This is a genomic window from Pseudomonas sp. CH61 (assembly GCF_059429415.1).
In genome coordinates this window covers 3,457,472-3,477,337 of sequence record NZ_CM182098.1, presented here as the reverse complement: position 1 = coordinate 3,477,337, position 19,866 = coordinate 3,457,472, and the positions used below count along the sequence as shown (strand labels likewise).

The 19,866-nt window shown below is 60.1% G+C and carries 12 protein-coding genes; 5 read left to right on the top strand and 7 right to left on the bottom strand.

Annotation, left to right across the window (positions count from 1 at the left end):
* Positions 1–75 precede the first annotated feature (75 nt).
* From AC5SEM_RS15515 to AC5SEM_RS15500, 4 genes are all read right to left on the bottom strand, one after another.
* A complete protein-coding gene (locus AC5SEM_RS15515; RefSeq protein ID WP_495470735.1) occupies positions 76–2,787 on the bottom strand; it encodes a TonB-dependent receptor in 2,712 nt (903 codons plus the stop codon).
* A gap of 207 nt (positions 2,788–2,994) precedes the next feature.
* The gene (locus tag AC5SEM_RS15510) at positions 2,995–3,396 is read right to left on the bottom strand and encodes an ExbD/TolR family protein (protein ID WP_007918272.1); all 402 of its coding nucleotides are present in this window, start codon (positions 3,394–3,396) and stop codon (positions 2,995–2,997) included.
* Positions 3,396–4,082, bottom strand: coding sequence for a MotA/TolQ/ExbB proton channel family protein (locus AC5SEM_RS15505; RefSeq protein WP_371044186.1), 687 nt, complete (start codon positions 4,080–4,082; stop codon positions 3,396–3,398). The genes AC5SEM_RS15510 and AC5SEM_RS15505 overlap by 1 nt, the downstream gene beginning before the upstream one ends.
* 67 nt (positions 4,083–4,149) lie before the next feature.
* On the bottom strand, positions 4,150–4,974 hold the full coding sequence (locus tag AC5SEM_RS15500; protein WP_495470734.1) for an energy transducer TonB: 825 nt from the start codon (positions 4,972–4,974) through the stop codon (positions 4,150–4,152).
* A 1,117-nt stretch (positions 4,975–6,091) separates the two neighbouring features.
* On the opposite strand from AC5SEM_RS15500, the gene AC5SEM_RS15495 reads away from it, so the two are divergent.
* A complete protein-coding gene (locus tag AC5SEM_RS15495) occupies positions 6,092–6,715 on the top strand; it encodes a glutathione S-transferase N-terminal domain-containing protein (RefSeq protein WP_495470733.1) in 624 nt (207 codons plus the stop codon).
* A gap of 132 nt (positions 6,716–6,847) precedes the next feature.
* Here the strand turns inward: AC5SEM_RS15495 and AC5SEM_RS15490 are convergent, their stop codons facing one another.
* On the bottom strand, positions 6,848–7,288 hold the full coding sequence (locus AC5SEM_RS15490; RefSeq protein ID WP_008084932.1) for a CBS domain-containing protein: 441 nt from the start codon (positions 7,286–7,288) through the stop codon (positions 6,848–6,850).
* A gap of 198 nt (positions 7,289–7,486) precedes the next feature.
* Between AC5SEM_RS15490 and AC5SEM_RS15485 the strand changes: the two genes are divergently transcribed.
* Complete coding sequence (locus AC5SEM_RS15485; protein ID WP_495470732.1) at positions 7,487–9,847, top strand: DNA polymerase II; 2,361 nt, start codon at positions 7,487–7,489, stop codon at positions 9,845–9,847.
* Here the strand turns inward: AC5SEM_RS15485 and AC5SEM_RS15480 are convergent.
* Both AC5SEM_RS15480 and AC5SEM_RS15475 read right to left on the bottom strand, forming a co-directional pair.
* The gene (locus AC5SEM_RS15480; protein WP_495470731.1) at positions 9,812–10,282 is read right to left on the bottom strand and encodes a DUF1810 domain-containing protein; all 471 of its coding nucleotides are present in this window, start codon (positions 10,280–10,282) and stop codon (positions 9,812–9,814) included. The two genes, AC5SEM_RS15485 and AC5SEM_RS15480, sit on opposite strands and share 36 nt — an antisense overlap.
* Positions 10,283–10,307: 25 nt before the next feature.
* Positions 10,308–11,129, bottom strand: coding sequence for an aldo/keto reductase (locus tag AC5SEM_RS15475; RefSeq protein ID WP_495470730.1), 822 nt, complete (start codon positions 11,127–11,129; stop codon positions 10,308–10,310).
* Positions 11,130–11,607: 478 nt separating this feature from the next.
* Between AC5SEM_RS15475 and AC5SEM_RS15470 the strand changes: the two genes are divergently transcribed.
* The 3 genes from AC5SEM_RS15470 (at position 11,608) to AC5SEM_RS15460 (ending at position 19,861) form a co-directional block, all read left to right on the top strand.
* On the top strand, positions 11,608–12,123 hold the full coding sequence (locus tag AC5SEM_RS15470; RefSeq protein WP_016983993.1) for an Hcp family type VI secretion system effector: 516 nt from the start codon (positions 11,608–11,610) through the stop codon (positions 12,121–12,123).
* Positions 12,124–12,248: 125 nt separating this feature from the next.
* Positions 12,249–15,155: a type VI secretion system Vgr family protein gene (locus AC5SEM_RS15465; protein WP_495470729.1), complete on the top strand. Its 2,907-nt coding sequence runs from the start codon at positions 12,249–12,251 to the stop codon at positions 15,153–15,155.
* Positions 15,152–19,861 (top strand): RHS repeat-associated core domain-containing protein, encoded by a 4,710-nt coding sequence (locus tag AC5SEM_RS15460; RefSeq protein ID WP_495470728.1) that lies wholly within the window; start codon positions 15,152–15,154, stop codon positions 19,859–19,861. The genes AC5SEM_RS15465 and AC5SEM_RS15460 overlap by 4 nt, the downstream gene beginning before the upstream one ends.
* Positions 19,862–19,866 lie beyond the last annotated feature (5 nt).

Here is a 19,866-nt window from a genome sequence, read left to right as displayed (position 1 = left end):
TCAGACCCTGCAAGGTTGACTGAAAAAACGCTATCGCGAGCAGGCTCACTCCTACAGGAGTTGCGGTGCTCTTGGTTAGAAGTGGTAAGTCATGCGCGCAAACAAGGTGCGCCCCAGCGGGTCGGTGTAACGCGGGTCATAGCCGCTCTGGAAGTTATAAGCCTGGTTGGAGAACGGCGGGTTGCGGTCGAACACGTTCTTCATCCCGGCATCGACATCCAGCACCTTGTTGAAGGTGTAACCGGCCGACAGATCCCACACCGAATACGACGCCACGCGCGCGTGGGTGTCGCGGTCGTAGTCGTTGTAACCGGTGGTGAAGCGGTTGGTCAGCGCCGCCCGCGCCGCGCCGAAGGTCCAGCTGCCGGTGAGGTTGTGTTTCCAGCGCGCGATCACGCCGTCACCCTGAAAGTCGCCGACCTTGTCGGTGAACGGGCCTTTGATGGTGCTCTGGAAGTCGTATTCATCGACGTAGGTGCCTTGCAGGCCCAGACCGAACTGACCGTACGGCGTGTTCGGAAAGCGGTAATCCAGCGACACATCGACACCGTTGGTTTCAACGATGCCGAGGTTGGCGTTGCCGGTGACGATGTAGTTGAGCGTGCCGTCGGCGTTGCGCACGAAGCGATCGGGGTAGGAACCGGCCTGATCAAACACGGTGGATTCCGGGAACGGCTGGATCTGGTTGGAGATGTGAATCCACCAGAAATCCAGACCCACCGAAAGGTTGTTGATCGGCTGATAGACGAAGCCGAGGGTCACGTTGCGTGCCTTCTCCGGAGCCAGGTCTTCGTTGCCGCCAATCTGGTTGAGGAACTGCTGACCGCAATCGCGGCCGCCGTTGCCGCCCGGTTGCACCACACCGCCGGTACACAGCACCGGGTCGTTGTAGTAGCCCTGGGTGAAGGTGATGCTGCGCGGTGAATACAGCTCGTACAGCGACGGCGCACGGAAGCCTTCACTGTAGGCGCCACGCACCACCAGCTCTTTCAACGGCTGATAACGGAACGAGTATTTCGGGTTGGTGGTGCTGCCGAAGTCGCTGTATTTGTCGTGACGCACGGCGGCGGACAGTTCGAGGCTGTCGAGCACCGGCACGTTGATTTCCGCGTAGGCGGCTTTGACGCTGCGGTCGCCCTCGACACTGCCGTTGGGGTCGATGCCGAGGCTCTGGATGTCGCCGGCGAACGACTCGAAGTCCTGGTGGAATTTCTCTTTGCGGTACTCGCCACCCAGCGCCAGACCGGAAGGGCCGGCGCCGAACCAGTCGCCGATTTCACGGCTGATACGTCCATCAAAACCGGCCACACGGCCAACAGCGGTGGAGTAGGCGCCGTGGTACGCCGCGTTATCGATGTATTGCTGACCGGCGGCCGATTGCGGGCCGAACGGGTTGAGTAGACCGCTGGCCAAACCGTTGATCATCGCCTGATCGCTGACAAAGCCATTGGTGACGCTGGAGACGATTTTGTTCTGGTTGTACGAGGCGCCGACGTTGTAATCCCAACCACCGACCAGACCATCGAAGCTGAGCAGGAAGCGCTGGCTGGTGTTCTGGTCTTTCGATTCACGTGGGCCGGCCGCAGTTTCACGCCAGTTGACGTCGACCGGTTGCGTCGGGTCGAGGGCGAAATCGGTGGGCGCCGGGGTGATGCCATTGCCGGGATAGTAGGGCGATGAGCCGTCGAGGCTCAGACCGGTCAACGGCGCAGGGCCGATCGCCGTGGCGTTGTTGTTGCGCGACCAGAAGTATTCGAGGTTGACGTTGTGATCGTCGCCGAGTTTGCCGGTGGTCTTGCCGAAGAACGAGGTCTTCTCGGTCTGCGGCACCAGGTCGATGTATTCGCGGGTGCTGAAGCGGCACAAACCGTCGCGGGCGATCAGGTTCGGCCCGTTGCAATTGCTGTTGGCCAACGGGTTGGTGGCGTTGCCGTTCTGACTGTAGTTGCCGGGGAACGCGGTGCCGGAGGTCTGATCGAGACCGCGACCGGGGGCGTAGTCGGTGGCAAAAGAGCGGTCGTTGGCGTCGAGGTTCTGCTGCTTGTTGTAATTGAACACGCCGAGGACGTTGAAGCGGTCTTCTTCCAGATCGCCGTAGCCCCAACTGGCGCTCATGTCTTTGGTTGCACCGCCGCCGCTGTGAGTCGGGGTTTCGCCGCCGAGGGTCAACTGGCCGTCGGTCAGGGATTTCTTGGTGATGAAGTTGATCACGCCGCCGATGGCGTCGGTGCCGTACAGGGCCGAGGCGCCGTCACGCAGCACTTCCACGCGTTCGATGGCGGCAAACGGGATCATGTTCAGATCCACCGCACCGCCGGCCGAGTTGGTCCCGGACAAGGCGTTGTTGGCCAAGCGTCGACCGTTGAGCAGCACCAGCGTCTTGTTCGCGCCGATGCCGCGCATGTCAGCGAACGAGGCGCCGCCAGTCGCCGCGCCGACCGAGCCTGCGCTGTTGTTGATCGACTGGCTGCCAGTGATGCGCTGCACCAGTTCGGCGGTGGTGGTCACGCCCTGTTTGCGCAGCTCATCGGCCTTGAGAATGGTGATCGGCACCGCCGTTTCCGCATCGACCCGGCGAATCGCCGAGCCCGTCACTTCGACCCGTTGCAGTTGCGTGGTCGGCGCAACCACCGCCGCAGCCGCCGGGACGCCAGCGTTGTCGTCCTCGGCCGCCTGCACAGTCCCGGCGCCCATCCCCATGGCCACCAGATACAACGGAACAAAACGGTGACGAGAAATCGTGGCCACCAAGGGTTTGAGCGTGAAGCGTGGAGTGTTCATCAGCATGGTTATTTCCGACTTTTTAGACGTTATCGAATTGGCCTTGTGAGCCCCTCATTGCTCCGCTATCGGTGATACCGCGTGCGGAAAACCACTTTCTTCAAGCAAGCCGATCCCCTCCGAAGACGCGTGGCGTTTTTTCGGTCGGCTGATTGCGACAGGATTCAGCGGGCGGTGGCGGGCGCGTCTCTCAAGACGCGGCCGCCACCGCACTCAGTGGGTGGTCATCACCGATATTTTGGTAATGCCCGAGCGTTCGATCGACGCCATGGCCTTGGCCACCTGGCCGTAATTGACGGCGGAGTCGGCCTGCAACTGCACGCGCACCTCGGCGTCCTTGGCCTTGACCTCCTTGAGGCTGGCTTCCAGCGATTCCGGCGCCAGCTCGGTCTTCGCCAGATAAAACTTGCCGTCCTGATCGACGCTGACCACCACCGGATCTTTCTTCTCGGCAGGGGCGACGGCGTCGGTTTTCGGCAGGTTGACCTTGATCGCGTTGGTCATCAGCGGCGCGGTGACGATAAACACCACCAGCAGCACGAGCATCACGTCGACCAGTGGCGTGACGTTCATTTCGCTGAGCACTTCATCGCTGTCTTGCGTAGAAAAAGACATCAGCTGGCCTCCCGCACGGCGGCAGTGGTTTTGCTGGCGATGGCCTGACGGCTGATGGAAAACGCACTGCGCGAGGCGAGGGCGTCGAAGTCGTGGGCGAAGTCATCCATGTCTGCCGAGGCGAGCTTCAAGCGGCGCAGGAAAAAGTTGTAAATCAGCACCGCTGGCACGGCGACAGCAATACCGACGCCGGTGGCGATCAGCGCGTGACCGATCGGCCCAGCCACTGCTTCAAGGCTGGCCGAACCGGTTTCGCCGATGCTTTTCAGCGCTTCCATGATTCCCCACACGGTGCCGAACAGGCCAATGAACGGCGCGGTGCTGCCGATACTGGCGAGGATCGCCTGGCCGTTTTCCAGCGAGCGGCGTTCCTTCTGGATCTGCTGGCGCAGGTTGCGTTCCAGACGATCCGAACGGTTGATGGTGTGCGCCAGTTGCTGGGTGGTGCGCGGCGAATCTTCCACCAGCAGCGCCTCGAAACCGCTGCTGGCGATGCGCGCCAGAGCGCCCGGATACTGGCTGGCGTGTTCGGCGGCGGTGAGCAGATCCGGCGCGCCCCAGAAGGCCTTGGTGAATTGTTTGTTCTGCGCTTTCTGCCGCAGGTACTGCGCCGACTTGACCAGCAGGATCGCCCAGCTGACCACGGAAAACAGCACCAGACCCCAGAGCACGCCGGGGACAATCATCGAAGACAAATCGTTCATGGTGACACCTCGCTTGCGTTATTCGGTTGTGCGTTGATTGAGCGTTCGGTTATTGCGGCAATTTGAAATCGATGGTCTGGGTGGCGAAGCCGTCGATCGGCGTGTCACCGCGTTTGGCCGGAATAAACTTCCAGTTCTTCACAGCGGCGACGGCGGCGTCATCCAGTTGCGGCTTGCCACTGGATTTGGTCACCGTCACCGAGCCTGCACGACCATTGGCGAGCACCTGAATGCGCAGCACCACGCTGCCTTCCCAGTTGCGCCGCAACGCCAGCGACGGGTATTCCGGCGGCGGGTTGCCGAGGCTGGCGAGACCGGAAATCGCTGCCGATTCCTTGACCGGACCCGGCGCAGCGGCAGGGGCCGGCGGTGCGCTCGGGGTGGCCGGGGCAGCGGGTGCAGCCGGTTGTGCCGGGGCCGGTGGAGCTTTCGGCGGCTCAACCTTTTTCACCGGTTTCGGCTTCTCGACCGGTTTCGGTTTTTCGATCGGCTTGGGCTTCACCACCGGTTTCGGCGGTGGCTTGACCGCGTCCTCGTCTTCCACCGGTTGTTCAGGTTCCGGCGGTGGCGGCGGAGGAGGCGGCGGTGGTGGTTCCGGCGTCGGCGGTGCCGGTGGCGTCGGGCTGGTCAGCTCGACGGTCATTTCCGGAATCTGCGGTGGCGTTGGCAATGGCTCTGTTTTGGATTGCTGGAGAAACCACCAAGCGCCGCCATGTATCAGCGCCGACACAGCCACCAGCAACACCATCTGCTGTTTGTTCAGCCCGCCAGGTTGCGAGGTATTGGCTTTAAACGCCGGCCTGCCCGGTGGCGGCGGAATTGGCGCTTCCCGCAACGGCCCCGGCAGGGTTCTGTGCTTTACCGCATCGTTCATTAAAGCTCCCTCGGGTTGATGAAGGGCAATAAGGTGCCGTCCGAACATCCGGGGGATGTTCGAGTGGGTGGGTGCAACTTTCTTCAAGGTGAGCAGAAGCCGATAGTTAGTTGAACTATCCGGTTAACAAGGCTTGTGCAAACTTACTGGCTTAGCGTCATCGACTTCGAGTGTTCATTGGCCATTCCCTGGTTGTTCTTCTATTGCTTAAGACAACGTTCGGTGTCTCATGCTTGTTACACATAGCAACCGCTGTGCCACATGTTGCTGAAACGTAGAGTGCGTATTTCATGAGTGTTACTCATGTCGCATTTATATAAGTTTCGCCACTGCCGTGGTTTTTATCCGGCGCACAGACTCCCGTTACTCCTGTTGGCGGAGCTTTTTCAGAGGCGAGTCAGGCTGTACGCGGTATCCCGCTGAATGGCGGGATAGAGCGGCGTCGTGACTTGCGGCCCGGGCACTTGCTGGTGCGCGGCGGACCGATTTGGTGCAGGTCAATGTTTTAGCGGCTCACGGGGCATGTTCCTTGTTGTTGTTTAAATGGAATCACTGTTTGAAGTGCTGAGTAATTCAGCTCGCTGGAGCTGTTTTGGTGCACTTGTGAAGTCGTTGAAAGTTATTGTTCGACAATCCTGGTTTCGCTCGTTTAATGGCGCGTTTGTGCAATAACTGCCCAAGTCTTATTTAAAAAATAAATAGCACGCTGCCGTCGGCCAATAACTCATTGCCGAACGCAGTGCGCTGTTGAGGTGTCAGGTAATAAAGTAATTGTGAGGGCAGCCGGGACTGTTCGGGTGAACTCGGCGGCGAACGGATAAATGCAAAGAGGCTGTGATGCGGCAGAGCGTTTGAAGATTCACGCGGTGAACTCCTTGTTGCCAGCTCGGATACGCGAACTTTTGGTTCGGTATCGCACCTTACAAGAACGCGGATAGCGTTCGATGATTGCTCTTGGTGCGGGATGGGCACCGCCAGCGCTGTTTTGCGAGGTTTGAATTCGCAAGTCGCGAGTGCATGGGAAAACCGTGCCAAAACCGATACACAGACAGATTATTTCTACACCCGCGCTACAGCCATCTACCCTGTGGCAATGGCCTTTTCGGGGGGATTGGATATGTACCAGCTCTACGGGCACAGAAACTCGGGCGCCGCCGCCATCGAAGCGGCGCTGGAACTGTGCCAGATCGCTTACCGCTTCATTGATATCGAAGCCAGCACCGAAGCCGCCGAGGCGCTGGCCCAGCTCAATCCACTCAAGCAGATACCGACCTTGCAACTGCCCGACGGCAGCGCCATCACCGAAAGCGCGGCGATCCTGATTCATCTGGGCCTGACGTTTCCCAAGTCCGGCCTGCTGCCGGTCAGGGCGGATGATCGCGATCAGGCGATTCGCGGCCTGGTGTACATCGTCAGCAATTGCTACGCGGCGATCGGCGTCATCGATTATCCGGAGCGCTGGCTGCTGATGCCCGACGAAGCCACGCGGCAGAATCTGATCGCTGGCGCGCGTGAGCGCTTGCACTGGAGTTGGGAGGTGTTTGCCGACCAGTTTTCTGCCGAGCTGTATCTGGACGACGAAACGCCGGGGGCACTGGATGTGCTGGCGGCAGTAGTGACGCGCTGGGCGGGCAGCCGCGAGCATTTGCGTCAGACGCGACCGGGGTTTTATGCGTGGTTGCAGCGGATTGACCGGCACCCGGTGCTGGCGCCGGTCTTCGCCCGGCATTGGCCTTCTTGAACACACCGCAGATGATCGTTCCCACGCTCTGCGTGGTAACGCAGCCCGGGACGCTCCGCGTCCCAATGCGTGACGCAGAGCGTCACAGGAGGCATTCCCACGCGGAGCGGGGAACGATCAGGAGGAGGGGCTTTATTCCCCGCGAATGTACTGCTCCAGCTGTTTGATCAGCTCCGCCTGTTCGGCAATCGCTTCCTTGACCAGGTCACCGATCGACAGCAAGCCGATCAGCTTGCCGTTCTCCACCACCGGCAAGTGGCGCAGGCGTTTGTCCGACATGATGCCCAGGCAGGTGTCGACGGTTTGGTGGGTGTCGACGGTGATCACGTTCGCCACCATGATGTCACGCACCGGCGTGCCTACGGATGAGCGGCCATGCAGCACCAGTTTGCGCGCGTAATCGCGTTCGCTGATGATGCCGACCACTTTGTCGTCTTCGACCACCAGCAAGGCGCCGACGTTTTTCTCGGCCATCTTCATCAGCGCTTCGAGCACCATGTGATCAGGTTTGATCTGGTGCACTTCCTGATTTTTCTGATCTTTGAGCTTGAGCAGTTGGGCGACGGTCTTCATGGCGGTTACTCAGGTGTTGTCGTTGTTATCCAAGCATCGTAGACGCAAGCGCGCAGGGCAAGGTGGCAAAGCGGCAGATAACACGCAAAAAACGTCATTTGCCGGGTTTTTCCGTGGCTGGCGGCTGTTTATCGTCAGGGTCATCCCAGGCAATGCCGCGTAGAATGCCCCTCTGTTTCAATTCCTGAGGTTGCAGTGGTGGATTTACCGCAGGGCTTCGTCCTGACCCGGCATTGGCGCGATACTCCGGCCGGCACCGAAGTCGAGTTCTGGCTGGCGACCGACGCCGGGCCGCGCCGTGTGCGCTTGCCGCATCAGCCGTCGGTGGCGTTTATTCCCGCCGAGCAGCGTGCCGTGGCCGAACGCCTGCTGCACGATGAAAAGAATGTAGAACTGCGCCCGCTGGCCCTGCAGGATTTCGAACATCGCCCGGTGCTCGGTCTTTATTGCCAGCAACACGGCCAATTGATGCGCCTGGAAACCGCGCTCAACCGCAACGGGGTCGACGTCTACGAAGCCGACGTTCGCCCGCCGGAACGCTATCTGATGGAGCGCTTTATCACCGCACCGGTGCGGTTCAGCGGCACGCCCGATGCCGACGGCGTATTGCTCAACGCCCAGCTCAAACCCGACCCCGATTACCGACCGAAACTGCGCCTGGTCTCGCTCGACATCGAAACCACCGAAACCGGCGAGCTGTACTCCATCGCCCTCGAAGGCTGCGGCGAACGTCAGGTGTACATGCTCGGTGCGCCGAACGGCGATGACAGCATCGTCGACTTCGACCTTGAATACTGCGACTCGCGCACGGTCATTCTGAAGAAACTCAACGACTGGTTTGCCCGCCACGACCCCGACGCGATCATCGGCTGGAACGTCGTGCAGTTCGACCTGCGCATCCTCCACGAACACGCGCGGCGCCTCGGCGTGCCGCTGAAAATCGGTCGTGGTGGCGAAGAAATGCAATGGCGAGAACACGGTAGCCGCAATCACTACTTCGCCTCGGCAGCGGGGCGGCTGATCATTGACGGCATCGAGTCCCTGCGTTCGGCAACCTGGAGTTTCCCTTCGTTCAGCCTGGAAAACGTTGCGCAGACCCTGCTCGGCGAAGGCAAGTCCATCGACAATCCGTACCAGCGCATGGACGAAATCAACCGCATGTTCGCCGAGGACAAGCCGGCGCTGGCCAAGTACAACCTCAAGGACTGCGAACTGGTCACGCGGATCTTCGCCAAGACCGAACTGCTGACCTTCCTGCTGGAGCGCGCCAGTGTCACCGGACTACCGGCGGACAGAAGCGGCGGCTCGGTCGCCGCGTTCACCCATTTGTACATGCCGTTGATGCACCGACAGGGCTTTGTTGCGCCAAACCTAGGCACCAATCCGCCGCAGGCCAGTCCCGGCGGTTTCGTCATGGACTCGCAACCGGGGCTTTACGAATCGGTGCTGGTACTCGATTACAAGAGTCTTTACCCGTCGATTATTCGTACCTTTCTGATCGACCCGGTCGGGTTGATCGAAGGTTTGCAGCACCCGGACGATACTGATTCGGTGCCGGGCTTCCGTGGCGCGCGATTCTCGCGCACCCGTCATTGCCTGCCTTCTATTGTCTCGCGCGTCGCCGAGGGTCGCGAGACCGCCAAGCGCGAGCACAACGCACCGCTGTCGCAAGCGCTGAAAATCATCATGAACGCCTTCTACGGCGTGCTCGGTTCCAGCGGCTGCCGCTTCTTCGATACGCGGCTGGCGTCATCGATCACCCTGCGCGGTCACGAGATCATGCTGCGTACGCGCAAGCTGATCGAAGAGCAGGGCCACGCGGTGATCTATGGCGACACCGATTCGACGTTTGTCTGGCTGCGTCGCCCGCACGGGCAGGAAGAAGCGGCGGTCATCGGTCATGCGCTGGTCAAGCACGTCAACGACTGGTGGCGCGCGCATGTTCGCGATGAATATGGCCTGGAAAGCGCCCTCGAACTGCAGTTCGAAATTCACTACAAACGCTTTTTGATGCCGACCATTCGCGGCGCGGAGGAGGGCAGCAAGAAACGTTATGCCGGCCTCGTCACCCGCGCTGACGGCAGCGATGAAATGGTCTACAAAGGCCTGGAAACCGTGCGCACCGACTGGTCGCTGCTGGCCCGGCAATTTCAGCAGGAACTCTACGAACGGATTTTCCAGCGCAAGCCCTATCAGGATTACGTGCGCGACTACGTGCGCAAAACCCTCGCCGGTGAATTCGACGATCGACTGGTCTACCGCAAACGCCTGCGCCGCACTCTCGACGACTACGAACGCAACGTGCCGCCGCATGTGCGCGCTGCGCGCTTGGCTGATGATTACAACGCGCAACACGGGCGCCCACGGCAGTACCAGAATGGCGGCTGGATCAGCTACGTCATCACCCTGGCCGGTCCCGAACCGCTGGAAGTGCGCCGCGCCGCCATCGACTACGATCACTACATCACCCGGCAACTGCAACCGGTGGCGGATGCGATTCTGCCGTTTGTCGACGACGATTTCTCAACCCTGATCGGCGGGCAACTGGGCCTGTTTTGAGTCGAGCAATTGCAGCGTCCATTCATCGAGAATGCCGTGAAAGTAGCGCTCCAGCGCTTGGGTGAACACGCTGTCTTCAGCGGCGAACTGAGCGAACAGGGTCATCGAAGAATGAAATTTCAGGTCATCGGGATGGCCGAATATCTCCGTGATCGAACGCTGTTGCACCTTCAGCACTAACTGCGTGCAAGTACGCAGGCGTGCGCCGAGCAGCTCGTGAGCCAGATAAGCCCGGGCTTCCTCGGCCGAACCGATGGCGTAGCGTCGGGACATTTCACTGCCGCCCAGTCCGGCGAATTGCGGGAAGACAAACCACATCCAGTGGCTGCGTTTGCGGCCCTCATCGAGTTCGCGTTGCACGCGCTCGAACACAGGGTCCTGGGCCTGGACAAAACGTTGCAGGTTGAACGGGTCGTACTGATCAGTGCTTCTCATCGCGAAGCCCTCGCCAGCCGCTGGCTCAAACCATGGCCAGCCGCTGCTTGCGTTGTGGCGCTTGAAACGCCTGGTCCAGCGCCGCCAGATCCCCGGCCTCCAGTTGCAGTTGCGCGGCTTGTGCATTGAGTTGCACGTGCTCCGGTCGCACAGCCTTGGGAATCGCAATCACACCATCCTGACGCAGAATCCACGCCAGCGAAACCTGCGCGGGGGTCACACCATGACGAGCGGCAATTTCATTCAGCAGCGGTTCAGCCAGCATCGCGCCGCCCTGGCCGATCGGACAGTAGGCCATCAGTGGCAGGCGCTGGTGTTGGCACCACGGCAGCAGGTCGAATTCGATGCCGCGCTCTTCAAGGTTGTACAGCACCTGATTGGTCGCGCAGGCCGAACTTGACAGCTCTTCGAGATCGTCGACATCGAAATTCGACACACCCCAACGGCCGATCTTGCCGTCCTCGCGCAGACGTTCGAAGGCCTCGACGGTTTCTTCCAGCGGATACTGGCCGCGCCAATGCAACAGATAGAGGTCGATGTAATCGGTGTCGAGCCGCCGCAGACTGCGCTCGCAGGCCTGCGGGATGCCTTTGCGGCTGGCGTTGTGCGGGTAAACCTTGCTCACCAGAAACACCTGATCGCGCAGGCCGGCAATGGCTTCACCGACCACGGTTTCGGCACCGCCCTCGGCGTACATTTCGGCGCTGTCGATCAGGGTCATGCCCAGCTCAATCCCCGTGCGCAGGGCTGACACTTCACGCTTGTGCGCCGAGCGGTCTTCGCCCATGCGCCAGGTGCCTTGGCCAATGATCGGAACCTGGACGCCGGCCAGTTCGAGGGTACGCATGCAAACCTCCTTGCTGAATGTGTCGATACCTTTTAGTGGGCAGCAGGATAGCGCAGGGGTTCAAAAAGCAAAGAGATCGCGGCCTTCGGCAGCGCTTTCCTTATGGGTACCGGTTGCCCATGGTAGGAGCTGCCGAAGGCTGCGATCTTTTGATCTGGCGCTCTTCCTTATCCATCCACGGGCAAGTGCGCAAGAAGTTGCGCAGTGAAGTTCTTTTTTTCTCGGGTGAATGCTCTGTAGCCCTTTAATTACGTGGCCTCCAGCCAAGTGCGCAACTTCTTGCACACCACTGCGCAAGAAGTTGCGCACTTTCCCTTGTTTTTCATTGGCTTAGTCACAGGAAAAGATCAGTCGATGAGCTCGGGGCCTTGATCTGTATGGGTTGCACAAAAGCTGGCATGAACTTTGATGGCGCATAGCCATCCTTTCAGGCAATGGTGCCTGAGAGGTATGTCTTTCAAGCAAGGAGAGCATCCCCATGGCAACACCAGCGTACATGTCCGTCACTGGCGAAAAACAAGGCCTGATCACTGCAGGCGCTTTCACCGCTGACTCCGTAGGCAACACCTACCAGGAAGGCCACGAAGACCAGGTTATGGTTCAGGCTTTCACCCACGACGTGATCATCCCGCGTGACCCGCAATCCGGTCAGCCAACCGGCCAGCGCGTGCACAAGCCAGTTGTGATCACCAAGGTCTACGACAAGGCTTCGCCTCTGCTGCAAGCCGCTCTGACCTCCGGCGAGCGCATGAGCGAAATCGTTATCCAGTGGTTCCGTACTTCTGCTCAAGGTACCCAAGAGCACTACTACACCACCAAACTGGAAGACGCGATCATCGTCGCCATCAACAACAAAATGCACAACTGCCAGGACCCAGGCAACGCGCACTTCACCCACCTGGAAGAAGTGCAGTTCACCTACCGCAAAATCACCTGGACCCACGAAGTATCCGGTACTTCGGGTTCCGATGACTGGCGTGCTCCAGTCGTTTAATCGCGGCTGATGGTTGTACCGACTCGACCAGTGCTGCTGGTCGAGTTCACTGCTTGATCAAGGTTTTTTTCGCGTCAGATTCTTTCAATTTGATGCGCGTTGCAGCACTGCGCGAGGAACAAGGGATGTTCTCACCGGCCAACCAGCCTCATTTCAATCTGACCGTCGATGGCATCGACAGCGACTTTCAAGTGCTGTCGTTCACCGGTCGTGAGGCCCTCAACACGCCGTTCGAATTCGAGCTGGAACTGGTCAGCGAAAAGGCCTCGATCAACCTCGAAAGCGTGCTGCACAAACTGGCGTTTCTGCAGCTGTCGCCAACCGGCACTGGCATTCACGGGCTGGTCTACAGCATTGCCCAAGGCGAGGCGGGCAAGCGCCTGACCCGCTACAAGATTTCCCTGCGCCCGCAACTGGCCTACCTCGCGCATCGAGTCAACCAGCGCATCTTCCAGCAGATGACCGTGCAACAGATCATCAGCAAGGTCTTGGAAGAACACGGCATCCTCGCCAGCGATTACCACTTCCAGCTCAGCGCGATTTACCCGGAGCGGATCTACTGCGTGCAGTACGACGAGTCGGACCTGGATTTCATTCAGCGCCTGTGCGAGGAGGAGGGGATTCATTACCACTTCCAGCACACGTCCAGCGGCCACAAACTGACCTTCGGCGATGACCAGACGGTTTTCCCGAAACTCGCGCCCGTGGCCTATCAGCAGGACTCCGGACTGGTCGCCGACAAACCGGTGGTCAAGCGTTTCGGCCTGCGTCTGGCCACCCGCAGCAGCCGCACCACGCGCCGTGATTACGACTTCGTCAAACCGAAGATCGAGCTGGAAAGCGACGCCAAAAGCAGCGCGCAACCGGACCTCGAAGACTACGATTACCCGGGCCGTTTCGTTGATCGCGAGCGCGGCAAACACCTGGCCAATCGCGCGCTGGAACGCCATCGCAGCGACTACCGTCTGGCCGAGGGTAATAGCGATCAGCCGATTCTGGTCAGCGGGCATTTCCTCGCCCTGACCGACCACGCGAACTCGACCTGGAACGACCTCTGGCTGCTCACCGAAATCTTCCACGAAGGCAAGCAGCCGCAGGTGCTCGAAGAGTCGGTGACCAGCGACACCACCGACCTCAAGGACGATTTCCACCAGGGCTACCGTAACCGCTTCAGCGCGATTCCGTGGGATGTGCCGTACCGTCCGCCGCTCGATCACCCGAAACCGAAAGTCCTCGGCACACAAAGCGCCGTGGTCTGCGGCCCTGAAGGCGAAGAGATTTACTGCGACCAGTACGGCCGGGTGAAGGTGCAGTTCTTCTGGGACCGCGAAGGCAAGCACGACGACATGACCAGTTGCTGGATGCGCGTCGCGTCGAGCTGGGCCGCGGAAACCTTTGGTTCGATCAATATCCCGCGGGTCGGCATGGAGGTGTTGATCACCTTTCTTGAGGGCGATCCCGATCAGCCGCTGATCACCGGTTGCCTGTACCACGGCGCCAATCTGCCGCCGTACAAACTGCCGGATTTCAAGACCCTGGCCACGGTCAAGAGCAAGGAATACAAGGGCAGCCGCGCCAACGAGCTACGCATCGACGACACCACCAGCGAGATCAGTATTGCGCTGCGCAGTGATCACGGTGCGAGTGCGATCAACCTCGGTTACCTGACCCATCCGCGCCCGAGCGGTGGTCAGCCGCGTGGTGAAGGTTTTGAACTAAGAACCGATCGCCACGGTGCGGTGCGTGCGGCCGCTGGTTTGCTGATCACTACCGAGCCACGGCCGAACGAATCCAAGCACCACAAGGACCTGCCGGAAACTGCCGAGCGTCTCGCGACGGCCAGCGATCAGCAGGATGGCTTCGCCGTTCAAGCCAAAGAGTTGCAAGCCCAAGAGGCGGGCGATCAGGACGACGTCGCCAAAGCGCTGCACGCCCAGCATCAAGGCGTACTCGGCAGCGGACCGGCGAACCTCACCGCCAACGAATTCCCCGAGTTCACCGAACCGCATCTGGTCCTCGCCAGCCCGGCCGGCATCGCCCTGACCACGCCACGCTCCAGCCACATCGCCACCGGCGAACACCTGGCGCTGAGCAGTACCGGCCACACCAGCCTGTCGATCGGCAAGCGCCTGCTGGCCAGCGCCAGTCGTGGTATGCGCCTGTTCGTGCAGAGCATGGGCTGGCGTCTGGTCGCCGCCTCCGGCGACATCGATGTGCGCGCACTGAAGGACAGCATCAACCTGCTGGCCAAGCTCAACATCACCGCCAATGCCGACCGCATCACCATCACCGCGAAAACCGAACTGGTGATCCAGGGCGGCGGCAGCGCCACCACCTACAACGCCGGCGGCATCACCCACGCCACCAGCGGCCCGTACACCGCACACGCGGCGAACTTCGCCTACACCGGCGCGAAAAGTCTCGCCGGGGTATTCCCGGAACCGCCGAAACCGGGCAAGGGCAATCTGGAGTTGTTCAACCAGTACGCCGGGCGCCAAGGCATCAAGGAAGGCGATTACGAAGTCATCGATGCGCTGGGCAAAAGCATCAAAGGCAAGCTCGACGGCAAGGGTTTCGCCAGTGTCGCCGGTGCTGCACCGGGGCCTGCGCGGGTGCTGTTCGGCAAGGATCCGGCGGACACCTGGAGCGATGGCAGTTACATCGGCAAGCCGGAGTGGCCGTTGAATCCGCCGGGGGCCGAAGACGTGCCGAGTCAGGTGCAAGCAATGGTCGCTCAAGTGTTGCCGAGCAAGAGTTGGGACCTGTTGGAGAAGGGCAAGGACATGGCGCAAACAGGGATGAGTGCGATGCAGACGGCGCAAGGTGCGATGCAAACGGCGCAGCAAGTGAAGGGTGTGGTGCAGGGCGGCGTGGCCGGGTTGCCGAAGCTGGCAAGTGCGGCGTTGCCGAGTGCCTCCGGGATTTTGGGGGCGGCAAGCAAGGCGGGCAAGTTGCCGAGCCTGCCTGCACCGAGTCTGCCAAAACCTTCTTTGAAAACCCCGGGCCTGTTGGCGGGTGAGATGCTGTCATGACCACTGAAATCGTAAAACGTGAGCCTCAGGTTGCTATCGTTCCACTCAATGCCATCGACATCCAGGACGTCGCCAGCAGTGCGGCAACCTTTGATGCGTGGCTGCAATCGGCTACGGATGGCGTGGTCACGCTTGATCGAATCAAGAACTACGCCGGCTTCCTGCCGGTGGTGGGCAACATCATGGCGCTGGTCGATGCGCTGGGTGACATCGTCACGCTGTCGAATGCCAAGCAACGCGACTTGCTCGCGTGGGCCAGCCTGGGCATCAACCTGATTGGCGTATTGCCATTGCCGCCGTCGATGGCCGCTGCGCGGATGACCCTGCGTCCGACGCTGTTTCTGGTACGTCAGGAGATGAGGGCCAGCAGCAAGTTGTTGCTCAGCACTTCCGTAATTGAGGTGCTGGTCGGTCACCTGAACGCCTCGATTATCGGCACGCTTGATGACTTTGTTGAGCAAGCCAAAGGCAAGTTACCGGGCATTTTGGCGGACGCTGGCAAGCTCGGCGAAGAAATCATTGATCAGATTGCAATAGGCATCGAAGCGGTGGCGTTCGGCAATCTGGATGCCAAAGGTGATCTGAATGCAGCCAGCGCCCAGGCGAGCGCCGCAGCCGATCAATTCAAGAATGATCCGCTGGCGTCATTCAGCAATGTTTTTGGGGCTGCCAACAGCGCCCTGAAGTCGGCAGGCAAAGGCCTGGCCAACAGCGTGGCGCAAAACCTCGTCCCCGATGACTTCAAAAAAACCGTTTCTGACGAAACCAAAAAACTGCGCGCCATGGGCCCGGAGCTGCGTACGCAGTTGAGCAAGCTCGACGATGAGTCGGTGCAGAACTCGATCGGCTGGTTGCTGCTGATCCTCTCCAGTGCCGTGACCTTGTGGCGCAAGCGCAATGCCCATGGGCAGAACGCCGCGGTCCACCCGGACAAGACCGGTCAGGCGAAGCGTACGGCATCCGAGGGGCAGTTGGCCTCTAACGGCCAACAGGCTTCGGCGACTCACGCACCCGAGCCGAAAAAAAACTGCGCCTGCGCCAGCACGGGGCGCAGCATCAACTTTGCCCTGGGTTCTGAAAGCCTCAGCCATACCGATTTCAGCCTGCCCGGCCCCTTCCCGATCGAATGGACGCGCACCTACAACTCGCGCCTCGACGCCTACGATCAGAGCGAACTCGGCGCGCGCTGGATCAGTGAATTCACCACGCGTTTCGACTGCGTGGATGATGGCCTGACGTTCTACAGCGCCGACGGCCGCGACCACAGCTATCCGTTGCCTAAAGTCGGCCTGTTCCACTACGACGCCATCGAAGACATCACCCTGGTCCGCAACAGCGATGACCAGTTGTTGCTTTGCCGTGGTTTCGAACGCAAGGAAACCTACGTCCGCCGTGGCCAGCGCTTTGTGCTGAGTAACATTTCGCTGCGCAACGGCGCCGGAGTGATGCTGCATTACGAGCATCGTCACGGCGAACACTCGCTGCTCTCCGACCTGATCACCTATCAGGAAAACGACTTCACCAAAGTCCATTTGCACCTGGGCACGATGATCGACGATCACGGCCGGTTTATCGGCCTCTGGCAGATCGTTGACGGCGAACCGCTGCGCCAGCTCTGCGCCTATCAGTACGACGCCTATGGCGACCTGATTCAGGCACAAGACGAGAACGGCGCCGTCTGGTCGTATCAGTTCGAGCATCACCTGATCACCCGCTACACCGACCGCACCGGGCGTGGCATGAATCTGCAGTGGGATGGCCAGAGCGCCAAGGCCAAAGCCGTGCGCGAATGGGCCGATGACGGCAGCTTCGACACGCGTCTGGAGTGGGACGAGAACATTCGTCTGACCTACGTCACCGACGCGCTCGGCAACGAGACCTGGCACTACTACGACATCCTTGGCTACACCTACCGCATCCGCTACGCCGACGAGCGTTCGGAATGGTTCTTCCGCGACGAGGCGAAAAATATCGTGCGTCGCGTGAATGCCGATGGCAGCACGGATCGCTACAGCTACGATGAACGCAGCAACCTGCTCGAACACATTCGCGCCGATCACACGGTGATGCATTACGCCTACGATGATCAGGATCTGCTGATCAAGATCAGCGATGCGGAGGGCGGACAATGGCAGCGCGCCTATGACGACCAAGGCAATCTGGTTGAAGCGCTCGATCCGCTGGGCAACAAAACCGAATACGCCTACAACAAATCCGGCCAGCCCACCGCGATCAAGGACGCCAACGGCAACGAAAAAACCCTCGATTACAACGATGCTGGGCAACTGGTGGAATACGTCGATTGCTCGGGCAAAACCAGCGCGTGGGAGTACAACGAACTCGGGCAAATGGTCTGCTTCACCGACGCCGCCGGCAACGCCACCGAATACCAATACAAGGCCGGCCAACTGGTGCTGATCAAGCACCCGGACAAGACCGAAGAACGCTTTGATCGTGACGCCGAAGGTCGGCTGTTGGCGCATGTCGACGCTCTCGATCGCTGCACCACGTGGAGCTACAGCGCGGCTGGTTTGATCGCCGAACGTATCGACGCAGCCGAACAAACCCTGCGCTATCGCTGGGACCGTCTCGGACGGTTAACGGCTTTGGAAAACGAAAACGAACAACGCGCGCACTTCCACTACGACCCGGTCGGTCGTCTGCTCGAGGAACGCGGTTTCGACGGCCGCAGCACGCGCTATCAGTACGACCCACTCACCGGCCGCCTCGCGCAATCGATCAATGGCCAACGCGTCATCTCTTTGAGCTTCGACCCGATGGGCCGCTTGACCGAGCGTCGCGCCACTCTGGGCGACCAGTCGCAAAGCGAAACCTTTGCCTACGATGGCAACGGCAACCTGGTGCTGGCCGACAACGCCGACAGCCGCCTGCAATGGTTTCACGACCCGGCCGGTAATCTGCTGCGCGAACACCAACATTACCTCGGACTGGAAAAACCCACCGTCGCGATCTGGCAGCACGAGTACGACGTGCTCAACCAGCGAGTTGCCACCGTGCGCCCAGACGGCCACCGCGTCAGCTGGCTGACTTACGGCAGCGGCCACCTGCTCGGCCTGCGCCTCGATGAACACGAACTGATCGGCTACGAACGCGACGACCTGCACCGCGAAGTCGCCCGCCATCAAGGCAACCACCTGCTGCAAACCCAAAGCTGGGACCCGGCCGGCCGTTTGCAAGAACAACTGCTGGGCCGCAGCGACGACAAATCCACACTGCTCAAACGCGAGTACAGCTACGACGCCGCCGGCCAACTGACCGACATCAACGACAGCCGCCGCGGCCCGCTCGCCTATCGCTACGACCCGGTCGGTCGACTGCTCAGCGCCACCACACGTCAAGGCGTGGAAACCTTCGCCTTCGACCCGGCCGGCAACCTGCTCGACGACAAAGCGACAGAAATTCGCCGCCCACTGGACCTGACCCCACCGCGCAGCAAACTGGTCGACAACCTGCTGCGCGAATACGCCGGCACCCACTACGACTACGACGAACGCGGCAACCAGATTCAGCGCTGGCACAACGGCCAACGCAGCGACCTGCGTTGGGATCTGTTTGATCGACTGGTGCATTTCGAAGACCCGCGTCTGTCCGTCGAATTCGCTTACGACGCACTGGGACGACGCCTGCACAAAAACTCCCGTGCGCTCTACAAACAGCGGCCTGAAGCAGGCTCTCTCTGGAACAGAAACGAACACGCCCGCAAACAACGCGAACTTGGCTGCGGTTTTACGCTTTACGGCTGGGATGGCGACAACCTCGCCTGGGAAAGCAGCCCGGCACAAAGCGATGGCGAGCCCGGCCGCACGGTGCACTACGTCTTCGAACCGGGCACTTTTGTCCCTGTTGCGCAGGCTGTACGGCATGCGCCAATCGATCTGATTGGGCTGCCGGATTACAGCGGTGAATACAGCCTCGATGAAGACCCGGTGTGGAATCACAAGGCAACGGCATTACCGTTTGATGCGTTGGCCTGGTATCAGTGTGATCACCTCGGCACGCCGCAGGAATTGACGGACTCGCAAGGCAACATGGCTTGGACCGCGCAGTACAAGGCGTGGGGACAGGTGACGGAGCAGCGCTCGGAGTGGGCACGGCAACATGGTGTGCTGAATCCGATACGGTTCCAGGGGCAGTATCACGATCATGAGACGGGGCTGCATTACAACCGGTATCGGTACTATGATCCGCAGACCGGTAGATTTGTAAGCAGGGATCCGATTAGTTTCGGTGGGGGGATGAATTTTTACCAGTATGCGTCCAATCCGGTCATTTGGACGGATCCACTAGGCCTCGCAGCGGATGGACAGTTAGGTACTTACGGTAGTATGAATGGCGGTAGTAACGTAGGTGATCAGTTAGAGGTTCATGAGCTAGTCAGGCATGAATCTCTGGTCCAGATGGGATGTGCGAATAAAAGGCGTCGTAATAAAGCGAATCCGTCAATTGCAGTTGACCCCACAAGACATGATGCGATTCACTCGAACGAAACCACTTTAGCGCGAACGCATCTAGGCCTGGGCGTTAATGAGTTTGATTTTGACCCTACAACGGGTAAACCTTCTAAACGGCAAATGGACGTTTGGCAAGGAGCTATCCGTCAATCGGGAATATCAGCTTCGCAGGCTAGGCGTCTGCGCAAACGGTCTGGTCAATATGTAAACTCGCTTAACTGCTGCTGTGACTAATAAAT